The organism is Pseudomonas sp. DWP3-1-2 (assembly GCF_049896285.1).
Classification (GTDB): Bacteria; Pseudomonadota; Gammaproteobacteria; order Pseudomonadales; family Pseudomonadaceae; genus Aquipseudomonas.
The window spans coordinates 23,875-42,209 of the sequence record NZ_JAFCTZ010000013.1 but is presented as its reverse complement, the minus strand read 5'-3'; the positions used below and the strand labels follow the sequence as shown (position 1 = coordinate 42,209).

General features: G+C 55.5%; 26 protein-coding genes. 2 read left to right on the top strand and 24 right to left on the bottom strand.

The window, feature by feature from the left end; all coding sequences use genetic code 11:
• Positions 1-88: 88 nt before the first annotated feature.
• The gene (locus ACP7B0_RS21145) at positions 89-1,156 is read left to right on the top strand and encodes a LacI family DNA-binding transcriptional regulator (protein WP_426143591.1); all 1,068 of its coding nucleotides are present in this window, start codon (positions 89-91) and stop codon (positions 1,154-1,156) included.
• A 222-nt stretch (positions 1,157-1,378) separates the two neighbouring features.
• On the opposite strand, the gene ACP7B0_RS21140 is transcribed toward ACP7B0_RS21145, so the two are convergent.
• On the bottom strand, positions 1,379-1,915 hold the full coding sequence (locus tag ACP7B0_RS21140; protein WP_426143589.1) for a single-stranded DNA-binding protein: 537 nt from the start codon (positions 1,913-1,915) through the stop codon (positions 1,379-1,381).
• Between the two features lie 9 nt (positions 1,916-1,924).
• Positions 1,925-3,319 carry an MFS transporter gene (locus ACP7B0_RS21135; RefSeq protein ID WP_426143587.1) on the bottom strand — a complete coding sequence of 465 codons (1,395 nt, stop codon included), beginning with the start codon at positions 3,317-3,319 and terminating at the stop codon, positions 1,925-1,927.
• Between the two features lie 179 nt (positions 3,320-3,498).
• Between ACP7B0_RS21135 and uvrA the strand changes: the two genes are divergently transcribed.
• Positions 3,499-6,333 carry an excinuclease ABC subunit UvrA gene (gene uvrA / locus ACP7B0_RS21130; RefSeq protein WP_426143585.1) on the top strand — a complete coding sequence of 945 codons (2,835 nt, stop codon included), beginning with the start codon at positions 3,499-3,501 and terminating at the stop codon, positions 6,331-6,333.
• A gap of 113 nt (positions 6,334-6,446) precedes the next feature.
• Here uvrA and bfr read toward each other — a convergent pair whose 3' ends face one another.
• The 22 genes from bfr to rplP form a co-directional block, all read right to left on the bottom strand.
• On the bottom strand, positions 6,447-6,911 hold the full coding sequence (bfr, locus tag ACP7B0_RS21125; RefSeq protein ID WP_426143583.1) for a bacterioferritin: 465 nt from the start codon (positions 6,909-6,911) through the stop codon (positions 6,447-6,449).
• A 156-nt stretch (positions 6,912-7,067) separates the two neighbouring features.
• The gene (locus ACP7B0_RS21120) at positions 7,068-8,516 is read right to left on the bottom strand and encodes a catalase (protein ID WP_426143582.1); all 1,449 of its coding nucleotides are present in this window, start codon (positions 8,514-8,516) and stop codon (positions 7,068-7,070) included.
• Positions 8,517-8,751: 235 nt separating this feature from the next.
• Entirely contained in the window at positions 8,752-9,138 is a 387-nt protein-coding gene (gene rplQ / locus ACP7B0_RS21115; RefSeq protein WP_007896790.1) for a 50S ribosomal protein L17, read from the bottom strand.
• Positions 9,139-9,180: 42 nt separating this feature from the next.
• The gene (locus ACP7B0_RS21110) at positions 9,181-10,182 is read right to left on the bottom strand and encodes a DNA-directed RNA polymerase subunit alpha (protein ID WP_003176403.1); all 1,002 of its coding nucleotides are present in this window, start codon (positions 10,180-10,182) and stop codon (positions 9,181-9,183) included.
• Between the two features lie 22 nt (positions 10,183-10,204).
• A complete protein-coding gene (gene rpsD, locus ACP7B0_RS21105; RefSeq protein WP_037017742.1) occupies positions 10,205-10,825 on the bottom strand; it encodes a 30S ribosomal protein S4 in 621 nt (206 codons plus the stop codon).
• A gap of 18 nt (positions 10,826-10,843) precedes the next feature.
• The gene (gene rpsK / locus ACP7B0_RS21100; protein ID WP_002555466.1) at positions 10,844-11,233 is read right to left on the bottom strand and encodes a 30S ribosomal protein S11; all 390 of its coding nucleotides are present in this window, start codon (positions 11,231-11,233) and stop codon (positions 10,844-10,846) included.
• A gap of 30 nt (positions 11,234-11,263) precedes the next feature.
• A complete protein-coding gene (rpsM, locus tag ACP7B0_RS21095) occupies positions 11,264-11,620 on the bottom strand; it encodes a 30S ribosomal protein S13 (protein ID WP_002555467.1) in 357 nt (118 codons plus the stop codon).
• Positions 11,621-11,748: 128 nt separating this feature from the next.
• Positions 11,749-11,865 (bottom strand): 50S ribosomal protein L36, encoded by a 117-nt coding sequence (gene rpmJ / locus ACP7B0_RS21090; protein ID WP_002555468.1) that lies wholly within the window; start codon positions 11,863-11,865, stop codon positions 11,749-11,751.
• A 28-nt stretch (positions 11,866-11,893) separates the two neighbouring features.
• Positions 11,894-13,222, bottom strand: a complete 1,329-nt coding sequence (secY, locus tag ACP7B0_RS21085) for a preprotein translocase subunit SecY (RefSeq protein WP_426143581.1) — start codon at positions 13,220-13,222, stop codon at positions 11,894-11,896.
• Entirely contained in the window at positions 13,223-13,657 is a 435-nt protein-coding gene (gene rplO, locus ACP7B0_RS21080; protein WP_020290695.1) for a 50S ribosomal protein L15, read from the bottom strand. It abuts the gene before it with no gap.
• Positions 13,658-13,660: 3 nt separating this feature from the next.
• On the bottom strand, positions 13,661-13,837 hold the full coding sequence (gene rpmD, locus ACP7B0_RS21075; protein ID WP_003186033.1) for a 50S ribosomal protein L30: 177 nt from the start codon (positions 13,835-13,837) through the stop codon (positions 13,661-13,663).
• Positions 13,838-13,839: 2 nt separating this feature from the next.
• Entirely contained in the window at positions 13,840-14,340 is a 501-nt protein-coding gene (rpsE, locus tag ACP7B0_RS21070; RefSeq protein ID WP_003186035.1) for a 30S ribosomal protein S5, read from the bottom strand.
• A gap of 3 nt (positions 14,341-14,343) precedes the next feature.
• Positions 14,344-14,694 (bottom strand): 50S ribosomal protein L18, encoded by a 351-nt coding sequence (gene rplR, locus ACP7B0_RS21065; protein ID WP_020290696.1) that lies wholly within the window; start codon positions 14,692-14,694, stop codon positions 14,344-14,346.
• Positions 14,695-14,704: 10 nt separating this feature from the next.
• Positions 14,705-15,238 (bottom strand): 50S ribosomal protein L6, encoded by a 534-nt coding sequence (rplF, locus tag ACP7B0_RS21060; RefSeq protein ID WP_081569208.1) that lies wholly within the window; start codon positions 15,236-15,238, stop codon positions 14,705-14,707.
• Between the two features lie 12 nt (positions 15,239-15,250).
• Positions 15,251-15,643, bottom strand: coding sequence for a 30S ribosomal protein S8 (gene rpsH, locus ACP7B0_RS21055; RefSeq protein ID WP_426143578.1), 393 nt, complete (start codon positions 15,641-15,643; stop codon positions 15,251-15,253).
• 214 nt (positions 15,644-15,857) lie between these two features.
• Positions 15,858-16,163 (bottom strand): 30S ribosomal protein S14, encoded by a 306-nt coding sequence (gene rpsN / locus ACP7B0_RS21050; RefSeq protein ID WP_004883679.1) that lies wholly within the window; start codon positions 16,161-16,163, stop codon positions 15,858-15,860.
• A gap of 13 nt (positions 16,164-16,176) precedes the next feature.
• Entirely contained in the window at positions 16,177-16,716 is a 540-nt protein-coding gene (gene rplE / locus ACP7B0_RS21045; RefSeq protein WP_065833639.1) for a 50S ribosomal protein L5, read from the bottom strand.
• 20 nt (positions 16,717-16,736) lie between these two features.
• Complete coding sequence (rplX, locus tag ACP7B0_RS21040; RefSeq protein WP_020290701.1) at positions 16,737-17,051, bottom strand: 50S ribosomal protein L24; 315 nt, start codon at positions 17,049-17,051, stop codon at positions 16,737-16,739.
• A gap of 11 nt (positions 17,052-17,062) precedes the next feature.
• The gene (rplN, locus tag ACP7B0_RS21035; protein ID WP_002555479.1) at positions 17,063-17,431 is read right to left on the bottom strand and encodes a 50S ribosomal protein L14; all 369 of its coding nucleotides are present in this window, start codon (positions 17,429-17,431) and stop codon (positions 17,063-17,065) included.
• Between the two features lie 23 nt (positions 17,432-17,454).
• On the bottom strand, positions 17,455-17,721 hold the full coding sequence (rpsQ, locus tag ACP7B0_RS21030; protein ID WP_020290702.1) for a 30S ribosomal protein S17: 267 nt from the start codon (positions 17,719-17,721) through the stop codon (positions 17,455-17,457).
• Between the two features lie 2 nt (positions 17,722-17,723).
• Positions 17,724-17,915 (bottom strand): 50S ribosomal protein L29, encoded by a 192-nt coding sequence (gene rpmC / locus ACP7B0_RS21025; protein WP_002555481.1) that lies wholly within the window; start codon positions 17,913-17,915, stop codon positions 17,724-17,726.
• Positions 17,915-18,328: a 50S ribosomal protein L16 gene (gene rplP / locus ACP7B0_RS21020; protein WP_003444372.1), complete on the bottom strand. Its 414-nt coding sequence runs from the start codon at positions 18,326-18,328 to the stop codon at positions 17,915-17,917. Before rplP ends, rpmC begins: the two co-directional genes overlap by 1 nt.
• Positions 18,329-18,335 lie beyond the last annotated feature (7 nt).

Genomic DNA, 18,335 nt, shown 5'->3' with positions numbered 1-18,335 from the left:
GCTTGGCAAATGCCAAGGAACGCTAGGTTCAGTGGCCTTTTTCTGCTATGAAAGCTTTTACATAAATTGTCTCAATGGATAAGCCGCGGTGGGGAAATTACGCATTGCTGAAATCGCCGCCCAGACGGGGCTGTCCATCGCGACGGTATCGCGGGTGCTTGCTGGCAAATCCAATACCCGTCCGGCCACGAGACAAAAAGTGTTGGCTGCGGCACGCCAGCATGGCGTGATGGAAGACCTCGCCAATGGTCGTTTCCTGCTCAACGGGCTGACCCTCTTCGCCCCCTCGCGTGCCTTCAACGTCCGCTCCGATATCTTCTACTACAAAGTAATCCAGGGCATTACGCAGGCAGTCGCGCAGCATGATGTTCGAGTCCGCTACTGTGAACTCGAAGAGATCGATAGCGACGCATTATTGTTTCTGGAAAAGATGAATCAGAAGGACACCGATGCCGCGATCCTGATTGGTATCGATGATCCGCACATACACCAACTTGCCGCCGATCTCAGCAAGCCAACGGTGCTGATCAACTGCATTGATCGCAGCATGCGCCTGCCCTCGATCTCGCCCGACCACTATTTAATCGGTCATTTCTCGACTAACTATCTGTTTCAGATGGGCCACCGAAATGTACTGACACTCCAGTGCCTCAGGCGGTACACGATGGACCTTCGAATGCGTGGCATTCGTGACGCATGGAAGGAGCAGAATCTCGAGTTTGTCGAAGCGAAACATCAGATAATTGCCGAAGGCTTCGGCAGTGCCGAATCTGAAGCGCGGGTGACAGACTTCCTGGCAGGTTGCGCACCTGACGACCGACCGACCGCCATCCTGGCCGGCGGTGACTTTATGGCAGCCGGGGCAGTTAAAGCGCTTCAGAATGCGGGCTTGAGGGTTCCTCAGGACGTTTCAGTGATGAGCATGGACGGATTCAACCTGGCGGACATCAATGATGTACCGCTCACGACACTTCACGTGCCTCGCGATGAGTTAGGCGCAGAAGCGATCAGGGTATTAAGGCAGCAGCTTTTCGAACCGCAATCGCCTCGCGGCAATCTGCTTCTCGGCGGCCAGCTCATCACCGGCAGCTCAGTGCGCCGCATCAAACACAGCGCCAAGCAAACGCCTGTTTATCAGAAGATCATTTATGATTAATCCCTTCGCGGCTTATATCTCCAGCTGCCCCATTATTATTTCGGCCTTGGTCGTTGCAGCCTGTGACAGCGAAACAAACCGTAGGCCAGCCTTACGCCTGACGAAAAAAAACCCTCCTGGCTTTTCAGCAAAGAGGGTTTTTATCTGACTTTCAAAGATCAGCGAGCAAGGCGTTTCAGCGTCTGAAGACCCCGATCAGCTTGCAACTCGACCTTGGGCAGGTCAGAACGGAATATCATCATCAAAGCTGTCGAAGTCCGCAGCCGGCTGCGGCGCTTGTTGCGGAGCCGGGCGGGATTCGCGCTGCGGCTGGGCTTGTGGTGCGGATTGCTGTGGGCGCGATTGCTGAGGACGCGGAGCGGCGTTCTGCTGATAACCCCCGCCACCTTGACCCTGTGGAGCGCCGTCGCCTTGAGGACGGCCACCCAACAGCTGCATGGTGCCTTGCATGTCGACGACGATTTCAGTGGTGTAGCGCTTGATGCCGTCTTTTTCCCACTCGCGGGTTTGCAGCTTGCCTTCGATGTAAACCTGGGAGCCCTTGCGCAGGTACTCGCCGGCGATTTCGGCGACTTTGCCGAACATCGAAACGCGGTGCCATTCAGTCTTTTCGACCTTCTGACCGGTTTGTTTATCGGTCCATTGTTCGCTGGTCGCCAGACTCAGGTTGGTCACGGCGTTACCGTTAGGCAAGTAGCGAACTTCGGGATCCTGGCCGCAAGTGCCGACCAATATGACTTTGTTAACCCCACGGGCCATAACGTTCTCCTAGGCTTCGCACGTTTCGGTCGATGGATTGACCATTCGTTCCAGAGACGCGCGATCCAATAGTTCTGTGTCTAATTTGATATAGATGGCCGCCTCTTCAGCAACCACCACTGCATCCGTTACACCTTTTACAGCCTTCAACCGCGTTGCCAGGCCTGCATCACGCTGCGCCTGCGGCGACAACGGCAAGCGAAGGCTCGTCACGTAAGGCGGTTCACGCATGGTAAATGCAACCGCAAGCCAGATCGCAGCCATGGCAGCACTGCCGAGGAAAACCACGTCGAGCCCGCCATGCTGGAACAACCAGCCGCCGAGTATCCCACCTGCGGCCGAACCAAGAAACTGGCTAGTGGAATAAACCCCCATTGCCGTGCCTTTTCCGCCAGCCGGTGAAACCTTGCTGATCAGTGACGGCAGTGAGGCTTCCAGCAGGTTGAACGCGATGAAGAATACCACTGTACCGATCAGCAACGCTCGTAAGGTATCGCCATACGCCCAGAAGAATAGCTCAGTGAACATCAGCACGCCCACGGCGCCAATGAGCACACGTTTCATCTGACGCTTTTTCTCACCATAAATAATGAACGGAATCATTGCGAAAAATGAGATCAGCAGCGCCGTCAGGTACACCCACCAGTGCTGTTCCTTGGGCAAGCCGGCTTTTGTGACCAGTGCCAGAGGCAGGGCAACGAAGCTTGACATCAGCATCGCGTGCAACACGAAGATACCTAAATCCAGACGCAGCAAGTCTGGATGGCGCAATGTCGGGCCTATAGCCTGACGCGCCACACCGGACTCCCGATGCGCCAGCGTAACGGTGGTTTTCGGGACAACGAACGCAATGATGGCAATCCCTACCAATGCCATGGCGCCAGTCGCCAAAAACAGTCCCGACAGCCCGAACGCACGGGTCAGCAGCGGGCCGACCACCATCGCCACCGCAAACGACAGACCAATGGTCATGCCGATCATGGCCATGGCCTTGGTGCGATGTTGTTCGCGTGTGAGGTCCGACAACAAGGCCATCACCGCCGCAGAGATCGCCCCCGCGCCCTGCAGGATGCGACCGGCGATAATGCCCCAGATCGAGTCGGCATTGGCTGCCAGCACGCTGCCCAGCGCGAAGATAATCAGCCCGAAATAAATCACTGGCCGTCGTCCGATCCGGTCGGAAAGAATACCGAATGGAATTTGCAGCACCGCCTGGGTCAGGCCATACGCGCCGATGGCCAACCCGATGAGCGCGGGGCTGGCGCCCGCCATGTCCATGCCGTAGGTCGCCAGAACCGGCAACACCATGAACATGCCAAGCATACGAAACGCAAACACCAGGGCCAGACCACCGGCTGCGCGGGTCTCGCCGCTACTCATTCGTTCGCTGTGGGGATCGTGCATGGAAAAACCTCATGTGAACCGGCGGCGATTCTACCAGTCCCATCGATTGACGGGGTATATCGCGACGCTATGACGCGCTATAGATGACAAGGTCTTCATGTTCGACCTCGATAGTGTGCATCCATCCAGTGTTTGACCGTATACTCCTATGTTTTCGACGCCCGCCAAGCGAGGCCGCTTTGGACAAGATCCTGATTCGTGGGGCTCGAACCCACAACCTGAAAAATATTGACCTCACCCTGCCACGCGACAAACTGATCGTGATCACCGGGCTTTCCGGCTCTGGCAAATCGTCGCTGGCCTTCGACACGCTCTATGCCGAAGGGCAGCGGCGCTATGTCGAATCCCTTTCTGCCTACGCCCGTCAATTCCTCTCGATGATGGAAAAACCGGACGTCGACACCATCGAAGGCTTGTCGCCTGCGATTTCCATCGAGCAAAAATCGACTTCTCACAACCCGCGCTCGACAGTGGGGACGATCACCGAGATCTACGATTACCTGCGTCTGCTGTATGCACGCGTCGGCCAACCGCGTTGCCCGGACCACGACATTCCGCTGGAGGCGCAGACCGTCAGCCAGATGGTTGACCTGGTCATGGCACAACCGGAAGGCAGCAAGTTGATGCTGCTGGCGCCCGTAGTGCGTGAACGTAAAGGCGAGCACCTTTCGGTTTTCGAGGAATTGCGCGCCCAGGGTTTTGTGCGGGCCAGGGTCGACGGCCGCCTGTGCGAGCTTGATGAGCTGCCCAAGCTGGACAAACAGAAGAAGCACTCCATTGATGTGGTCGTCGACCGCTTCAAAGTGCGCCCCGACCTTCAGCAGCGGCTGGCCGAGTCTTTCGAGACCGCGCTGAAGCTGGCGGATGGCATCGCGCGGGTCGCCCCGATGGACGACGAGCCGGGTGAAGAGATGATCTTCTCGGCGCGCTTTGCATGCCCCATCTGCGGCCACGCGATCAGCGAGCTGGAGCCCAAGCTGTTCTCCTTCAACAACCCGGCTGGCGCATGCCCGACGTGCGACGGCCTGGGCGTGAAGCAGTTCTTCGACATCAAGCGCCTGGTCAATGGCGAACTGACCCTGGCCGAGGGCGCGATACGCGGTTGGGACCGGCGCAATGTCTACTATTTCCAGATGCTGGGCTCCCTGGCCAAACATTATGGCTTCAGCCTGGAAGTACCCTTTAAAGAGCTGCCCGCCGATCAGCAGAAAGTCCTGCTCAATGGCAGCGGCTCGCAAAGCGTGGACTTCCGTTACTTGAACGACCGTGGCGACATCGTCAAACGCGCCCACCCGTTCGAAGGTATCGTGCCAAACCTCGAGCGTCGGTACCGTGAAACGGAATCTGCGACGGTTCGCGAGGAGCTGGCCAAGTTTCTCGGTACTCAACCTTGCCCGGATTGCCGTGGCACCCGACTGCGTCGCGAGGCGCGTCATGTCTGGGTGGGCGAAAAAACCTTGCCGGCAGTGACCAACATGCCGATTGGCGATGCCACCGATTATTTCGGTGTGCTGAAACTGACTGGCCGCCGCGGGGAAATCGCCGACAAGATCCTCAAGGAAATCCGCGAGCGCCTGCAGTTTCTGGTCAACGTCGGGCTTGATTATCTGACGCTGGATCGCAGCGCTGACACGTTGTCCGGTGGCGAGGCCCAGCGCATTCGCCTCGCAAGCCAGATTGGCGCAGGCCTTGTGGGGGTGATGTACATCCTCGACGAGCCGTCCATCGGCCTGCATCAACGGGACAATGATCGTTTGCTCGGCACGCTCAAGCACTTGCGTGATATCGGCAACACCGTGATCGTGGTCGAGCACGACGAAGATGCTATTCGCCTCGCCGACTACGTGGTCGATATCGGCCCGGGTGCGGGCGTGCATGGCGGCCACATCGTCGCCGAAGGTACACCGGCTGAGGTGATGGCCCACCCGGACTCACTCACCGGCAAGTACCTTTCCGGTCGGGTCAAGATCGAGGTTCCGGCCAAGCGCACACCTCGCAACAAGAAGCTGTCGCTGTCGCTCAAGGGTGCGCGGGGCAACAACCTGCGCAACGTGGACCTGGAGATCCCCATCGGCCTGCTGACCTGCGTCACGGGTGTGTCCGGCTCGGGCAAATCCACGCTGATCAACAACACACTGTTCCCGCTCAGCGCCACAGCACTCAATGGCGCCACCACGCTGGAAGCCGCGACCCACGACAGCATCAACGGCTTGCAACACCTCGATAAAGTCGTGGACATCGACCAAAGCCCGATCGGCCGCACCCCGCGCTCCAATCCTGCGACCTACACCGGGCTGTTCACGCCCATTCGCGAGCTGTTTGCAGGCGTCCCGGAATCACGCTCCCGTGGTTATGGCCCAGGGCGGTTTTCGTTCAACGTCAAGGGCGGCCGTTGCGAGGCTTGCCAGGGCGATGGCCTGATCAAAGTGGAAATGCACTTCCTCCCGGATATCTACGTGCCGTGCGACGTTTGCAAAAGCAAGCGCTATAATCGCGAGACCCTGGAGATCAAATACAAGAGCAAAAACATCCACGAAGTGCTGGAAATGACCATCGAAGAAGCGCGTGTGTTCTTTGATGCCGTACCGGCCCTGGCACGCAAGCTGCAAACGCTGATGGATGTGGGCTTGTCGTACATCAAGCTTGGGCAGTCAGCGACAACCTTGTCCGGCGGCGAAGCACAGCGGGTCAAATTGTCCCGGGAGCTTTCCAAGCGCGATACCGGCAAGACCCTGTACATCCTCGACGAGCCGACCACTGGCCTGCACTTTGCGGACATTCAGCAACTGCTGGACGTTCTGCATCGTCTGCGTGACCACGGAAACACCGTGGTGGTGATCGAGCACAACCTGGATGTCATCAAGACCGCTGACTGGCTGGTAGACCTCGGACCTGAAGGCGGCTCCAAGGGCGGACAGATCATCGCGGTGGGCACGCCTGAGCAAGTCTCCGAGATGAAGCAATCCTACACAGGACACTACCTCAAGCCTCTGCTACTCAGGGACAAAGCCTGACCCATCTGGCCGGTATCTATAACCGGCCATTTTCAGCGCTCACGAAAAAGCCCCTGTCACTCACTCGTGCAGGGGCTTTTTTGTATCTGGCTGGTCAGCCCGTCAATCGCTGATCAGAACTGCGACTGCAGGTAATTTTCCAGACCGATACGCTTGATCAGACCCAACTGCTGTTCAAGCCAATAGGTGTGATCTTCCTCGGTATCCGCCAACTGGATGCGCAGGATGTCGCGACTGACGTAGTCCTTGTGCAGCTCGCAGAGCTCGATGCCCTTGCAAAGCGCGGCACGGACCTTGTATTCCAGGCGAAGATCGCTGGCGAGCATCTCAGGGACCGTGGTGCCTATGTCCAGATCATCAGGACGCATGCGCGGCGTGCCTTCAAGCATCAGAATGCGGCGCATCAACGCATCTGCGTGCTGAGTCTCTTCTTCCATTTCGTGATTGATACGCTCATAGAGCTTGCTGAAGCCCCAATCCTCGTACATCCGCGAATGGATGAAATATTGGTCGCGCGCAGCCAGTTCGCCAACCAGCAACGTCTTGAGATAATCGATTACATCCGGGTGACCTTGCATCGCCCTACATCTCCCTGCTCTAAAGTGTGGAGTTTGAACCAACTGCACGCGAAGGTCACTTCCAAAACTGCAAATAAGGGGTCAAAAGCAGCGAAAGTCGGACAACCGGATACGAAAAACCGCCCAAATGAGGGCGGTTCTGTTTATCACTTCGAGTTAGCCCAGCTGAACACCCAACGCGTCGGCAATGCCCTGACCATAAGCAGCATCTGCTTTATAGAAGTGCTGCAACTGACGCTGCACGACATCGCTGGAGACGCCAGCCATAGCACCGGCAATATTGCCGATAAGCAACGCTTTCTGATCCGCGTCCATCAGGCTGAACAATTTGCCGGCCTGACTGTAGTAATCGCCATCTTCACGGTGATCGTAACGATCAGCCGCACCACTCAATGCCAAAGCGGGCTCGGCATAACGAGGATCCTGCTTCGGTGCATTGGCGTAGCTGTTTGGCTCGTAGTTAGGCGCCGAACCGCCATTGGTACCGAATGCCATGGCGCCATCACGCTGATAGCTGTGGACCGGATTGCGCGGAGCGTTGATCGGCAGTTGCTGATGATTGGTGCCCACGCGATAGCGATGAGCGTCAGCGTAGGCAAATACGCGACCCTGAAGCATGCGGTCAGGAGAAAGCCCCACGCCCGGCACCATGTTGCTAGGACCAAACGCAGCCTGCTCAACCTCGGCAAAGTAGTTCAACGGGTTACGATTGAGCTCGATCTCACCCACCTCGATCAGCGGGTATTCTTTTTGCGACCAGGTTTTAGTCACATCAAACGGGTTCTCGTGATGCGCCGCAGCCTGGGCCTCGGTCATCAACTGGATGCAAACCGTCCACTTCGGAAAGTCACCCTTCTCAATCGCCCCAAACAGATCACGCTGCGCGTAATCAGGATCAGTGCCCGCGAGACGCGCAGCATCTGCCGGTGACAGGTTCTTGATGCCCTGCTGAGTCTTGTAGTGCCATTTGACCCAGTGACGCTCACCCGCAGCGCTGATCAGGCTGTAAGTGTGACTGCCGAAGCCGTGCATGTGGCGGTAGCCGTCCGGGATCCCACGATCAGAGAACAGAATGGTGACCTGGTGCAACGCTTCTGGCGAATGGGACCAGAAGTCCCACATCATTTGTGCGCTCTTCAAATTGGACTGCGGCAGACGTTTCTGGGTGTGGATGAAGTCCGGAAACTTCAGCGGGTCACGGATGAAAAACACCGGCGTGTTGTTCCCCACGATGTCCCAGTTACCTTCTTCGGTGTAGAACTTCAACGCAAAACCGCGAGGATCGCGCTCGGTGTCAGCCGAACCACGTTCACCACCCACGGTGGAAAATCGCAGAAAAATCGGGGTCTGCTTGCCCACCGCGTCAAACAACCTGGCGCTGGTGTATTGGGAGATATCACGGGTAACCGTGAACGTACCGTGGGCGCCCGAGCCTTTGGCATGCACTCGACGCTCCGGGATATTTTCGCGGTTGAAGTGGGCAAGCTTCTCGATCAGATGAAAATCATCAAGGAGCAGCGGTCCACGCGGACCGGCAGAGCGGGAATTCTGGTTGTCGGCGACAGGTGCGCCACTGGCGGTTGTAAGCGTTTTACTCTGGCTCATGCAATCTACTTCCTCTGTCAGTCTTTGAACTGCCGGCTAATTGGCTGGAAGGGAGTATTGATCATCGACGTTACACCTACAAATTCATTAATTTGTAGCTGTCGATAGAAAATTACTAACTCCCTCCCGTGCGCATCATGCAGAGAGCCCGACAGGCAAGCTTGTACGAACCGTGCTTTTCTTACAGGCACAAAAAACCGGGCACAAGGCCCGGTTATTTGTTCAGACTGACGTCTTACTCAGCGGATACAGCTTCACCGCCAACTGGACGATCAACCAGCTCGACATACGCCATAGGCGCGTTGTCGCCAGTGCGGAAACCGCACTTGAGGATGCGCAGGTAGCCACCCTCACGGGTTGCATAGCGCTTGCCCAGGTCGTTGAACAGCTTACCAACGATTGCTTTCGAACGAGTACGGTCGAAAGCCAGGCGGCGGTTAGCCAGACTGTCTGTTTTAGCCAAAGTGATCAGCGGCTCAGCAACGCGGCGCAGTTCTTTAGCTTTAGGCAATGTAGTTTTGATCAGCTCGTGCTCGAACAGCGACACCGCCATGTTTTGAAACATGGCCTTACGGTGGGAGCTAGTCCGGCTCAGGTGACGACCACTTTTACGATGACGCATGGTTCATTCCTTACCAAACACAACGTTCGGTGATTACGACGATCAGGCTGTCGCCTTGTCGTCCTTCTTAAGACTTGCCGGTGGCCAGTTGTCGAGGCGCATGCCGAGGGACAGACCACGGGAGGCCAGGACGTCCTTGATCTCAGTCAAGGATTTCTTGCCAAGGTTTGGAGTCTTCAACAGTTCTACTTCGGTGCGCTGAATCAGATCGCCGATGTAGTAAATGTTCTCCGCCTTGAGGCAGTTGGCCGAACGTACAGTCAGTTCCAGATCGTCAACCGGACGGAGCAGGATCGGATCGATCTCGTCTTCCTGTTCGATTACCACTGGTTCGCTGTCACCTTTGAGGTCGACGAACGCAGCCAACTGCTGTTGCAGAATGGTTGCAGCACGGCGAATAGCCTCTTCAGGATCCAGAGTACCGTTGGTTTCCAGATCAATAACCAGCTTGTCCAGGTTAGTACGCTGCTCGACACGGGCGTTTTCCACCACGTATGCGATACGGCGAACCGGGCTGAACGAAGAGTCAAGCTGCAAGCGACCAATGCTGCGGCTTTCGTCTTCATCGCTCTGACGCGAGTCTGCCGGTTCATAACCACGACCACGAGCTACGGTGAGCTTCATGTTCAAGGCGCCGTTAGACGCCAGGTTAGCGATTACGTGATCGGGATTAACGATCTCGACATCATGATCCAGCTGAATATCGGCAGCGGTAACCACCCCCGAACCCTTCTTCGACAAGGTCAGCGTAACTTCGTCTCGACCGTGCAGCTTGATAGCCAGACCTTTAAGGTTCAACAGGATTTCAATGACATCTTCCTGTACACCTTCGATGGCGCTGTACTCATGGAGTACACCGTCAATCTCGGCCTCGACTACTGCACAGCCGGGCATGGAGGACAACAGGATGCGGCGCAGCGCGTTGCCCAGGGTATGGCCAAAACCACGCTCGAGAGGCTCGAGTGTGATTTTAGCGCGGGTTGGACTGACAACCTGCACATCAATATGGCGGGGTGTCAGGAACTCATTTACCGAAATCTGCATGGATGCACCTATTTTCTAGCCCTTACTTGGAGTAGAGCTCGACAATCAGGCTTTCGTTGATGTCGGCGGACAGATCACTACGAGCAGGAACGCTTTTGAAGACGCCCGACTTTTTCTCAGTGTCTACTTCTACCCATTCTACGCGGCCACGTTGGGCACACAGATCGAGAGCCTGGACAATGCGCAGTTGATTCTTAGCCTTCTCGCGGATAGCAACCACGTCACCAGCACGAACCTGGTACGAAGGAACGTTAACGGTTTTGCCGTTGACGCTGACCGACTTGTGCGAAACCAGTTGACGGGATTCAGCACGCGTCGAGCCGAAGCCCATGCGGTATACGACGTTATCCAGACGGCATTCGAGCAGTTGCAGCAGGTTCTCACCAGTAGCGCCTTTCTTGCCGGCAGCTTCTTTGTAGTAACCGCTGAACTGACGTTCGAGAACGCCATAGATGCGACGTACTTTCTGTTTCTCACGCAGCTGTGTGCCGTAATCGGACTGACGACCGCGGCGTTGGCCGTGGATGCCTGGAGCTGCTTCGATGTTGCACTTGGATTCGATAGCGCGAACGCCGCTCTTCAAAAAGAGATCGGTGCCTTCACGACGAGCAAGTTTGCATTTTGGACCAATGTAACGAGCCATTTCTTACAGTCTCCTGGATTACACGCGGCGCTTCTTCGGCGGACGGCACCCGTTGTGCGGGATTGGCGTCACGTCGGTGATGCTGGCGATCTTATAGCCACAGCCGTTCAAAGCACGGACAGCAGACTCACGACCTGGACCTGGACCCTTGACGTTAACGTCGAGGTTCTTCAGACCATATTCCAGCGCAGCTTGACCAGCACGTTCAGCAGCTACTTGAGCAGCGAACGGGGTGGACTTACGTGAACCGCGGAAACCCGAACCACCGGAGGTAGCCCAAGAAAGAGCGTTACCTTGACGGTCGGTGATGGTGACGATTGTGTTGTTAAAAGAAGCGTGGATGTGGGCGATGCCATCAACCACCGTCTTTTTAACTTTTTTACGAGGACGAGCAGCAGGTTTTGCCATGACTAAATTCCTGTCGTTGCGCTGGTGCGATTACTTGCGGATCGGCTTACGCGGACCTTTGCGAGTACGCGCGTTAGTCTTGGTACGCTGACCGCGCACTGGAAGACCACGACGATGGCGCAGACCGCGGTAGCAGCCCAAATCCATCAAGCGCTTGATTTTCATGTTGATTTCGCGACGCAGGTCACCTTCAGTGGTGAACTTCGCCACTTCGCCACGCAGCTGTTCAATCTGCTCGTCGCTCAGATCTTTGATCTTTACCGCCGGGTTGACCCCAGTGGTTGCACAAATTTTCTGTGCAGTGGTGCGACCAACACCATAGATGTAGGTCAACGAGATAACAGTATGCTTGTTATCTGGAATGTTAACGCCTGCAATACGGGCCATTCAGTGGGACTCCAATTGACAGCTACCTACGCCCCGGAAGCCAAGAAATAGGGCGCGAGATAATATCGCTGTAATAACAAATAATCAACCCAGCAGCGCACTAGCTGCTGGGCTTTAGCAGATCACACTCAGCCTTGGCGCTGTTTGTGACGTGGTTCCGCGCTGCAAATTACTCGAACAACACCTTCGCGGCGAATAATCTTGCAGTTACGGCACAGCTTTTTCACCGATGCACGAACTTTCATCACCAACTCCTCGAACCTTATGGGTGCTTCAGCGCAGCATGCCGCTGCCGTAGCCCTTCAGGTTGGCTTTCTTCATCAGGGATTCATACTGGTGCGAAACGAGGTGCGATTGTACTTGCGACATGAAGTCCATCACAACCACTACCACGATCAGCAACGAGGTCCCGCCAAGGTAGAACGGTACGTTTGCTGCAACCACCAAAAACTGTGGAAGCAGGCAGACGGCCGTCATATATAGAGCACCGAACATGGTCAAGCGAGTCAAAACGCCATCAATATAGCGCGCAGACTGCTCGCCTGGACGAATACCCGGAATAAAGGCACCGGACTTCTTCAGGTTTTCCGCTACGTCTTTCGGATTGAACATCAACGCCGTATAGAAGAAGCAGAAGAAAATAATCCCTGCACTAAACAGCAGAATATTCAACGGCTGACCAGGAGCGATCGACTGCGAGATGTCCTGCAACCAGCCCATACCTTCAGACTGACCAAACCAGGAACCCAACGAAGCCGGGAACAGCAAAATGCTGCTCGCGAAGATGGCCGGAATAACGCCAGCCATGTTCACTTTCAACGGCAAGTGGCTTGTCTGCGCAGCGAAGACCTTTCGGCCCTGCTGACGCTTGGCGTAATGGACAGCAATACGACGCTGACCACGCTCAATAAAGACCACAAACCCGATGATCGCTACTGCCAGCAACCCGATCGCAACCAGAGCGAAAATGTTGATATCACCCTGACGAGCAGCCTCGAAAGACTGCCCGATAGCTCTCGGAAGACCGGCGACGATACCTGCGAAAATCAGCATCGAGATACCGTTACCGACACCGCGCTCGGTAATCTGCTCACCCAACCACATCATGAACATCGCTCCCGCCACAAAAGTGGTGACAGCCACAAAATGGAAGCCGATATCTGCAGAAAACGCGACGCCCTGGCTAGCCAGGCCAACGGACATGCCGATAGCTTGAACCAGAGCCAGGACCACGGTGCCATAGCGGGTGTATTGGCTGATCTTACGACGACCAGCCTCACCTTCCTTCTTCAACTGCTCCAGTTGCGGGCTGACGGCGGTCATCAGCTGCATGATGATCGATGCCGAAATGTACGGCATGATCCCCAATGCAAAGATGCTCATCCGTTCCAGCGCGCCACCGGAAAACATGTTGAACAAGCTAAGAATGGTCCCCTCATTCTGTCGAAACAGGTCTGCGAGTCGGTCAGGGTTGATACCTGGTACCGGGATGTGTGCGCCTATTCGGTAGACGATAATCGCCAGGAACAGAAAACGCAGACGAGCCCAGAGTTCAGACATACCGCCTTTGCCGAGCGCTGAGAGAGCACCTTGCTTAGCCATTTATTCCTCGAACTTGCCGCCAGCTGCTTCGATAGCCGCACGCGCACCTTTGGTGGCTGCGATACCTTTGATGGTGACAGCGCGAGTAACCTCACCGGACAACATGATTTTCACACGTTGTACGTTTTGGTTGATCACGTTGGCATCCTTCAGGGACTGCACAGTTACAACGTCGCCTTCCACTTTAGCCAGCTCGGACAGACGCACTTCTGCGCGGTCCATGGCCTTCAGGGAAACGAAGCCGAATTTTGGCAGACGACGATGCAACGGCTGTTGGCCGCCTTCAAAGCCCGGAGCAATGGTGCCACCGGAGCGGGAGGACTGACCTTTGTGGCCACGGCCACCGGTCTTGCCCAAACCACTACCGATACCACGGCCCGGACGATGCTTTTCGCGACGGGAACCCGGCGCTGGACTCAGATCATTGAGTTTCATCGATTAACCCTCGACTCGCAGCATGTAGTAAGCCTTGTTGATCATCCCGCGATTCTCGGGAGTATCCAGCACTTCTACAGTGTGACCGATGCGACGCAGACCCAGACCCTTCACACACAATTTGTGGTTAGGAATGCGACCGGTCATGCTTTTGATCAGCGTTACTTTAACGGTAGCCATGATCAGAAGATCTCCTTGACACTTTTGCCGCGCTTGGCAGCAATAGATTCTGGAGATTGCATAGCTTTCAAACCTTTAAATGTGGCGTGAACCACGTTTACAGGGTTAGTAGAGCCATAGCACTTGGCCAATACGTTCTGAACGCCAGCAACTTCCAACACTGCGCGCATAGCGCCGCCAGCGATGATACCGGTACCTTCAGAGGCAGGCTGCATGTACACCTTCGAAGCGCCGTGAGCGGACTTCATTGCGTACTGCAGGGTAGTGCCATTCAGATCAACCTGGATCATGTTGCGGCGAGCAGCTTCCATCGCCTTTTGGATCGCAGCAGGCACTTCACGTGACTTGCCACGGCCAAAGCCAACACGCCCTTTACCATCACCCACCACGGTCAACGCGGTGAAAGTGAAGATACGGCCGCCTTTTACAGTCTTGGCAACGCGGTTAACTTGAACCAGCTTCTCGATGTAGCCTTCGTCGCGTTTTTGGTCGTTATTTGACATAACTTAGAACTCCAGCCCGCCTTCACGAGCAGCATCAGCCAGCGCCTTGACGCGGCCGTGGTACTTGAAGCCAGAACGGTCAAAAGCCACTTGCGATACACCGGCGGCTTTCGCACGCTCAGCGACCAGCTGGCCAACCTTAGTGGCCGCGTCGATGTTGCCGGTGGCACCATCACGCAGTTCTTTGTCCAAAGTCGAGGCGCTTGCCAGGACTTTGCTGCCGTCGGCCGAAATGACCTGGGCATAAATGTGCTGCGAAGAGCGGTACACGCAGAGACGCACGACTTCTAGCTCGTGCATTTTCAGGCGTGCTTTCCGAGCGCGACGCAGTCGGGTAACTTTCTTGTCGGTCATTTGCTATGCCCTACTTCTTCTTGGCTTCTTTACGGCGGACGACTTCGTCTGCGTAACGCACACCTTTGCCTTTGTACGGCTCAGGACGGCGGAAGTCGCGGATCTCAGCGGCCACTTGACCAACCAACTGCTTGTCGATACCGCGAATAACGATATCGGTCTGGTTGGGAGTCTCAGCGGTGATGCCTTCCGGCAGTTCGTAATCCACTGGGTGCGAGAAGCCAAGAGCCAGGTTCAGCACTGTGCCTTTTGCTTGCGCTTTATAACCAACACCGACCAGCTGGAGCTTACGCTCGAAGCCTTGGCTTACGCCCTGGACCATGTTGTTAACCAGTGCACGAGTGGTGCCGGCCATTGCGCGAGTTTGCTGATCGCCATTGCGAGCAGCGAAACGCAGCTCACCAGCTTCTTCAACAATCTCAACGGACGAATGGATGTTCAGATCTAGAGTGCCCTTGGCACCCTTCACCGAAAGCTGCTGGCCGACGAGTTTAACTTCGACGCCTGATGGCAACTTAACGGGGTTCTTAGCTACGCGTGACATGCTTATCCCCCCTTAGAACACTGTGCAAAGCACTTCGCCGCCGACACCGGCAGCGCGCGCAGCACGATCCGTCATCACACCTTTGTTGGTGGAGACGATAGACACACCGAGACCGCCACGAACTTTCGGCAGATCATCGACGGACTTGTACTGACGCAAGCCTGGACGGCTGACGCGCTTCACTTCTTCGATGACTGGACGGCCTTCGAAGTATTTCAGCTCGATGGACAACAGCGGCTTGGATTCGCTGCTGATCTGATAACCCGCAATGTAACCTTCGTCTTTCAGGACTTTGGCTACAGCTACCTTCAACGTGGAAGACGGCATGCTTACGACGGGCTTTTCAGCCATCTGGGCATTACGGATACGAGTTAGCATGTCCGCTAACGGGTCCTGCATACTCATGGGCTAGACGCTCCTAATACAAAATAATTAGCCTTACGGCTACAGCTTATCGCCGAGAAACTCCGGGCAAATGAAAAACACGGGCTCAGGCGAGCCGGCAATTCTAGTCGCACCCCAGAAATGAATCAAGCCCCAATAGGGGCTTGATTCAAATTCAGGCTTCGTTCCGACCAAACGCGTATGCGCCCGGGCGGAACTCAGCGAGAAAGACGACTTACCAGCTGGCTTTGACCAGACCTGGAACGTCACCACGCATTGCAGCTTCACGCAGCTTGTTACGGCCAAGGCCGAACTTGCGGTAAACGCCGTGCGGACGACCAGTGATGCGGCAGCGGTTACGCATGCGCGAAGCGCTTGCGTCACGTGGCTGCTTCTGCAGAGCTACGGTAGCTTCCCAACGCGCTTCTGGACTTGCGTTCAGATCAACGATGATTGCTTTAAGCTCAGCACGCTTCTTGGCGTACTTGGCAACGGTGAGCTGACGCTTCAGCTCACGATTCTTCATGCTCTTCTTGGCCATTTTCCTACTCCAATCAGTTGCGGAACGGGAATTTGAAAGCACGCAGCAATGCGCGACCTTCTTCATCCGTCCGAGCAGTGGTGGTCAGAGTAATGTCCAGACCGCGCAGAGCATCGATCTTGTCGTAATCGATTTCCGGGAAAATGATCTGCTCTTTTACGCCCATGCTGTAGTTACCACGACCATCGAAGGACTTGGCATTCAGGCCGCGGAAGTCGCGAACCCGAGGCAGGGAGATCGACAGCAGACGATCCAGGAACTCATACATACGATCGCGACGCAGAGTGACCTTGACGCCAATCGGCCATCCTTCGCGGACTTTGAAGCCAGCGATGGATTTGCGGGCGTAAGTCACAACGACTTTCTGACCGGTGATTTTTTCCAAGTCAGCTACAGCGTGCTCGATGACTTTTTTGTCACCGATCGCTTCGCCCAGGCCCATGTTCAGGGTGATCTTGGTAACGCGCGGAACTTCCATCACGTTCGAAAGCTTAAGTTCTTCCTTAAGTTTCGGAGCGATTTCCTTCCGGTAAATCTCTTTTAGTCGTGCCATGGTCTTCTACCTAGCAGTGTTCAAGCATCAACCGCTTTTTGGGTCGACTTGAAGACACGAATTTTCTTGCCGTCTTCAACTTTGAAACCAACGCGATCAGCCTTGTTGGTTGCGCCGTTGAAAATGGCGACGTTAGAAGCGTGCATTGGCGCTTCTTTCTCGACGATACCGCCTTGTACGCCCGACATCGGGTTAGGCTTGGTATGGCGCTTCACCAGGTTGATCCCACCAATGACCAGACGGTCATCAGCAAGAACCTTGAGCACCTTACCGCGCTTACCTTTGTCTTTGCCGGCGATCACGATGATCTCGTCGTCACGACGAATCTTTTGCATGTCGGATCTCCTTACAGCACTTCTGGGGCGAGCGAGACGATCTTCATGAACTTCTCAGTACGAAGTTCACGGGTCACTGGCCCAAAGATACGGGTGCCAATCGGCTCTTGCTTGTTGTTCAGAAGAACAGCAGCGTTGCCGTCAAAGCGGATGATGGAGCCGTCAGCACGACGAACACCGTGGCGAGTGCGGACTACAACAGCAGTCATCACTTGGCCTTTTTTCACCTTACCGCGCGGAATTGCTTCCTTGACGGTCACTTTGATGATGTCACCGATACCAGCGTAACGACGATGGGAGCCACCCAGCACCTTGATGCACATAACGCGGCGTGCGCCGCTGTTATCGGCCACATCGAGCATGGATTGAGTCTGAATCATATAATTTCTCCGACCCCTAGTCCTTAGACTTCCACAGCGCGTTCGAGAATATCAACCAATGCCCAAGACTTGGTCTTGGCCACCGGACGAGTTTCACGAATAGTGACTTTGTCGCCGATGTGGCACTGGTTGGTTTCGTCGTGCGCGTGCAGCTTAGTCGAACGCTTAACGTATTTACCGTAGATCGGGTGCTTAACGCGACGCTCGATCAGAACGGTGATGGTTTTGTCCATCTTGTCGCTGACAACACGGCCAGTCAGCGTACGGACATTTTTCTCAGCTTCAGCCATGATCACTTACCTGCCTGCTGGTTGAGCACAGTCTTCACGCGAGCGATGTCGCGCTTAACTTGCGAGAGCAGGTGAGACTGCCCCAACTGGCCAGTTGCCTTCTGCATACGCAGATTGAACTGGTCGCGCAGCAGGCCGAGCAGTTGCTCGTTCAGCTGCTGTGCTGATTTTTCACGAAGTTCATTCGCTTTCATCACATCACCGTCCGCTTAACAAAGGAGGTGGCGAGTGGCAGCTTTGCAGCAGCCAGGGCGAAAGCCTCACGCGCCAGCTCTTCAGTAACACCCTCGATTTCATACAGGACTTTGCCTGGCTGAATCTGGGCAACCCAGTACTCCACGTTACCCTTACCTTTACCCATACGAACTTCGAGGGGCTTTTTGGTGACAGGCTTGTCCGGGAATACACGGATCCAGATTTTACCGCCACGCTTAACGTGACGGGTCAGTGCACGACGCGCTGACTCAATCTGACGAGCAGTGAGACGACCACGAGCAACAGACTTCAGCGCATATTCGCCGAAGCTGACTTTGCTACCGCGCAGTGCCAAGCCACGGTTGTGGCCAGTCATCTGCTTGCGGAACTTCGTACGCTTTGGTTGCAACATTTGGCGT

Coding starts and splice junctions, on each gene's coding strand:
- ACP7B0_RS21140 (WP_426143589.1), bottom strand. CDS start 1,915: ATGGCCCGTGGGGTTAACAAAGTCATATTGGTCGGCACTTGCGGCCAG.
- ACP7B0_RS21135 (WP_426143587.1), bottom strand. CDS start 3,319: ATGCACGATCCCCACAGCGAACGAATGAGTAGCGGCGAGACCCGCGCA.
- bfr (WP_426143583.1), bottom strand. CDS start 6,911: ATGCAAGGTCACCCGGATGTAATCGATTATCTCAAGACGTTGCTGGTT.
- ACP7B0_RS21120 (WP_426143582.1), bottom strand. CDS start 8,516: ATGAGCCAGAGTAAAACGCTTACAACCGCCAGTGGCGCACCTGTCGCC.
- rplQ (WP_007896790.1), bottom strand. CDS start 9,138: ATGCGTCATCGTAAAAGTGGTCGTCACCTGAGCCGGACTAGCTCCCAC.
- ACP7B0_RS21110 (WP_003176403.1), bottom strand. CDS start 10,182: ATGCAGATTTCGGTAAATGAGTTCCTGACACCCCGCCATATTGATGTG.
- rpsD (WP_037017742.1), bottom strand. CDS start 10,825: ATGGCTCGTTACATTGGTCCAAAATGCAAACTTGCTCGTCGTGAAGGC.
- rpsK (WP_002555466.1), bottom strand. CDS start 11,233: ATGGCAAAACCTGCTGCTCGTCCTCGTAAAAAAGTTAAAAAGACGGTG.
- rpsM (WP_002555467.1), bottom strand. CDS start 11,620: ATGGCCCGTATTGCAGGCGTTAACATTCCAGATAACAAGCATACTGTT.
- rpmJ (WP_002555468.1), bottom strand. CDS start 11,865: ATGAAAGTTCGTGCATCGGTGAAAAAGCTGTGCCGTAACTGCAAGATT.
- secY (WP_426143581.1), bottom strand. CDS start 13,222: ATGGCTAAGCAAGGTGCTCTCTCAGCGCTCGGCAAAGGCGGTATGTCT.
- rplO (WP_020290695.1), bottom strand. CDS start 13,657: ATGAAACTCAATGATCTGAGTCCAGCGCCGGGTTCCCGTCGCGAAAAG.
- rpmD (WP_003186033.1), bottom strand. CDS start 13,837: ATGGCTACCGTTAAAGTAACGCTGATCAAAAGCATGACCGGTCGCATT.
- rpsE (WP_003186035.1), bottom strand. CDS start 14,340: ATGTCAAATAACGACCAAAAACGCGACGAAGGCTACATCGAGAAGCTG.
- rplR (WP_020290696.1), bottom strand. CDS start 14,694: ATGACCGACAAGAAAGTTACCCGACTGCGTCGCGCTCGGAAAGCACGC.
- rplF (WP_081569208.1), bottom strand. CDS start 15,238: ATGTCACGCGTAGCTAAGAACCCCGTTAAGTTGCCATCAGGCGTCGAA.
- rpsH (WP_426143578.1), bottom strand. CDS start 15,643: ATGAGTATGCAGGACCCGTTAGCGGACATGCTAACTCGTATCCGTAAT.
- rpsN (WP_004883679.1), bottom strand. CDS start 16,163: ATGGCCAAGAAGAGCATGAAGAATCGTGAGCTGAAGCGTCAGCTCACC.
- rplE (WP_065833639.1), bottom strand. CDS start 16,716: ATGGCACGACTAAAAGAGATTTACCGGAAGGAAATCGCTCCGAAACTT.
- rplX (WP_020290701.1), bottom strand. CDS start 17,051: ATGCAAAAGATTCGTCGTGACGACGAGATCATCGTGATCGCCGGCAAA.
- rplN (WP_002555479.1), bottom strand. CDS start 17,431: ATGATTCAGACTCAATCCATGCTCGATGTGGCCGATAACAGCGGCGCA.
- rpsQ (WP_020290702.1), bottom strand. CDS start 17,721: ATGGCTGAAGCTGAGAAAAATGTCCGTACGCTGACTGGCCGTGTTGTC.
- rpmC (WP_002555481.1), bottom strand. CDS start 17,915: ATGAAAGCGAATGAACTTCGTGAAAAATCAGCACAGCAGCTGAACGAG.
- rplP (WP_003444372.1), bottom strand. CDS start 18,328: ATGTTGCAACCAAAGCGTACGAAGTTCCGCAAGCAGATGACTGGCCAC.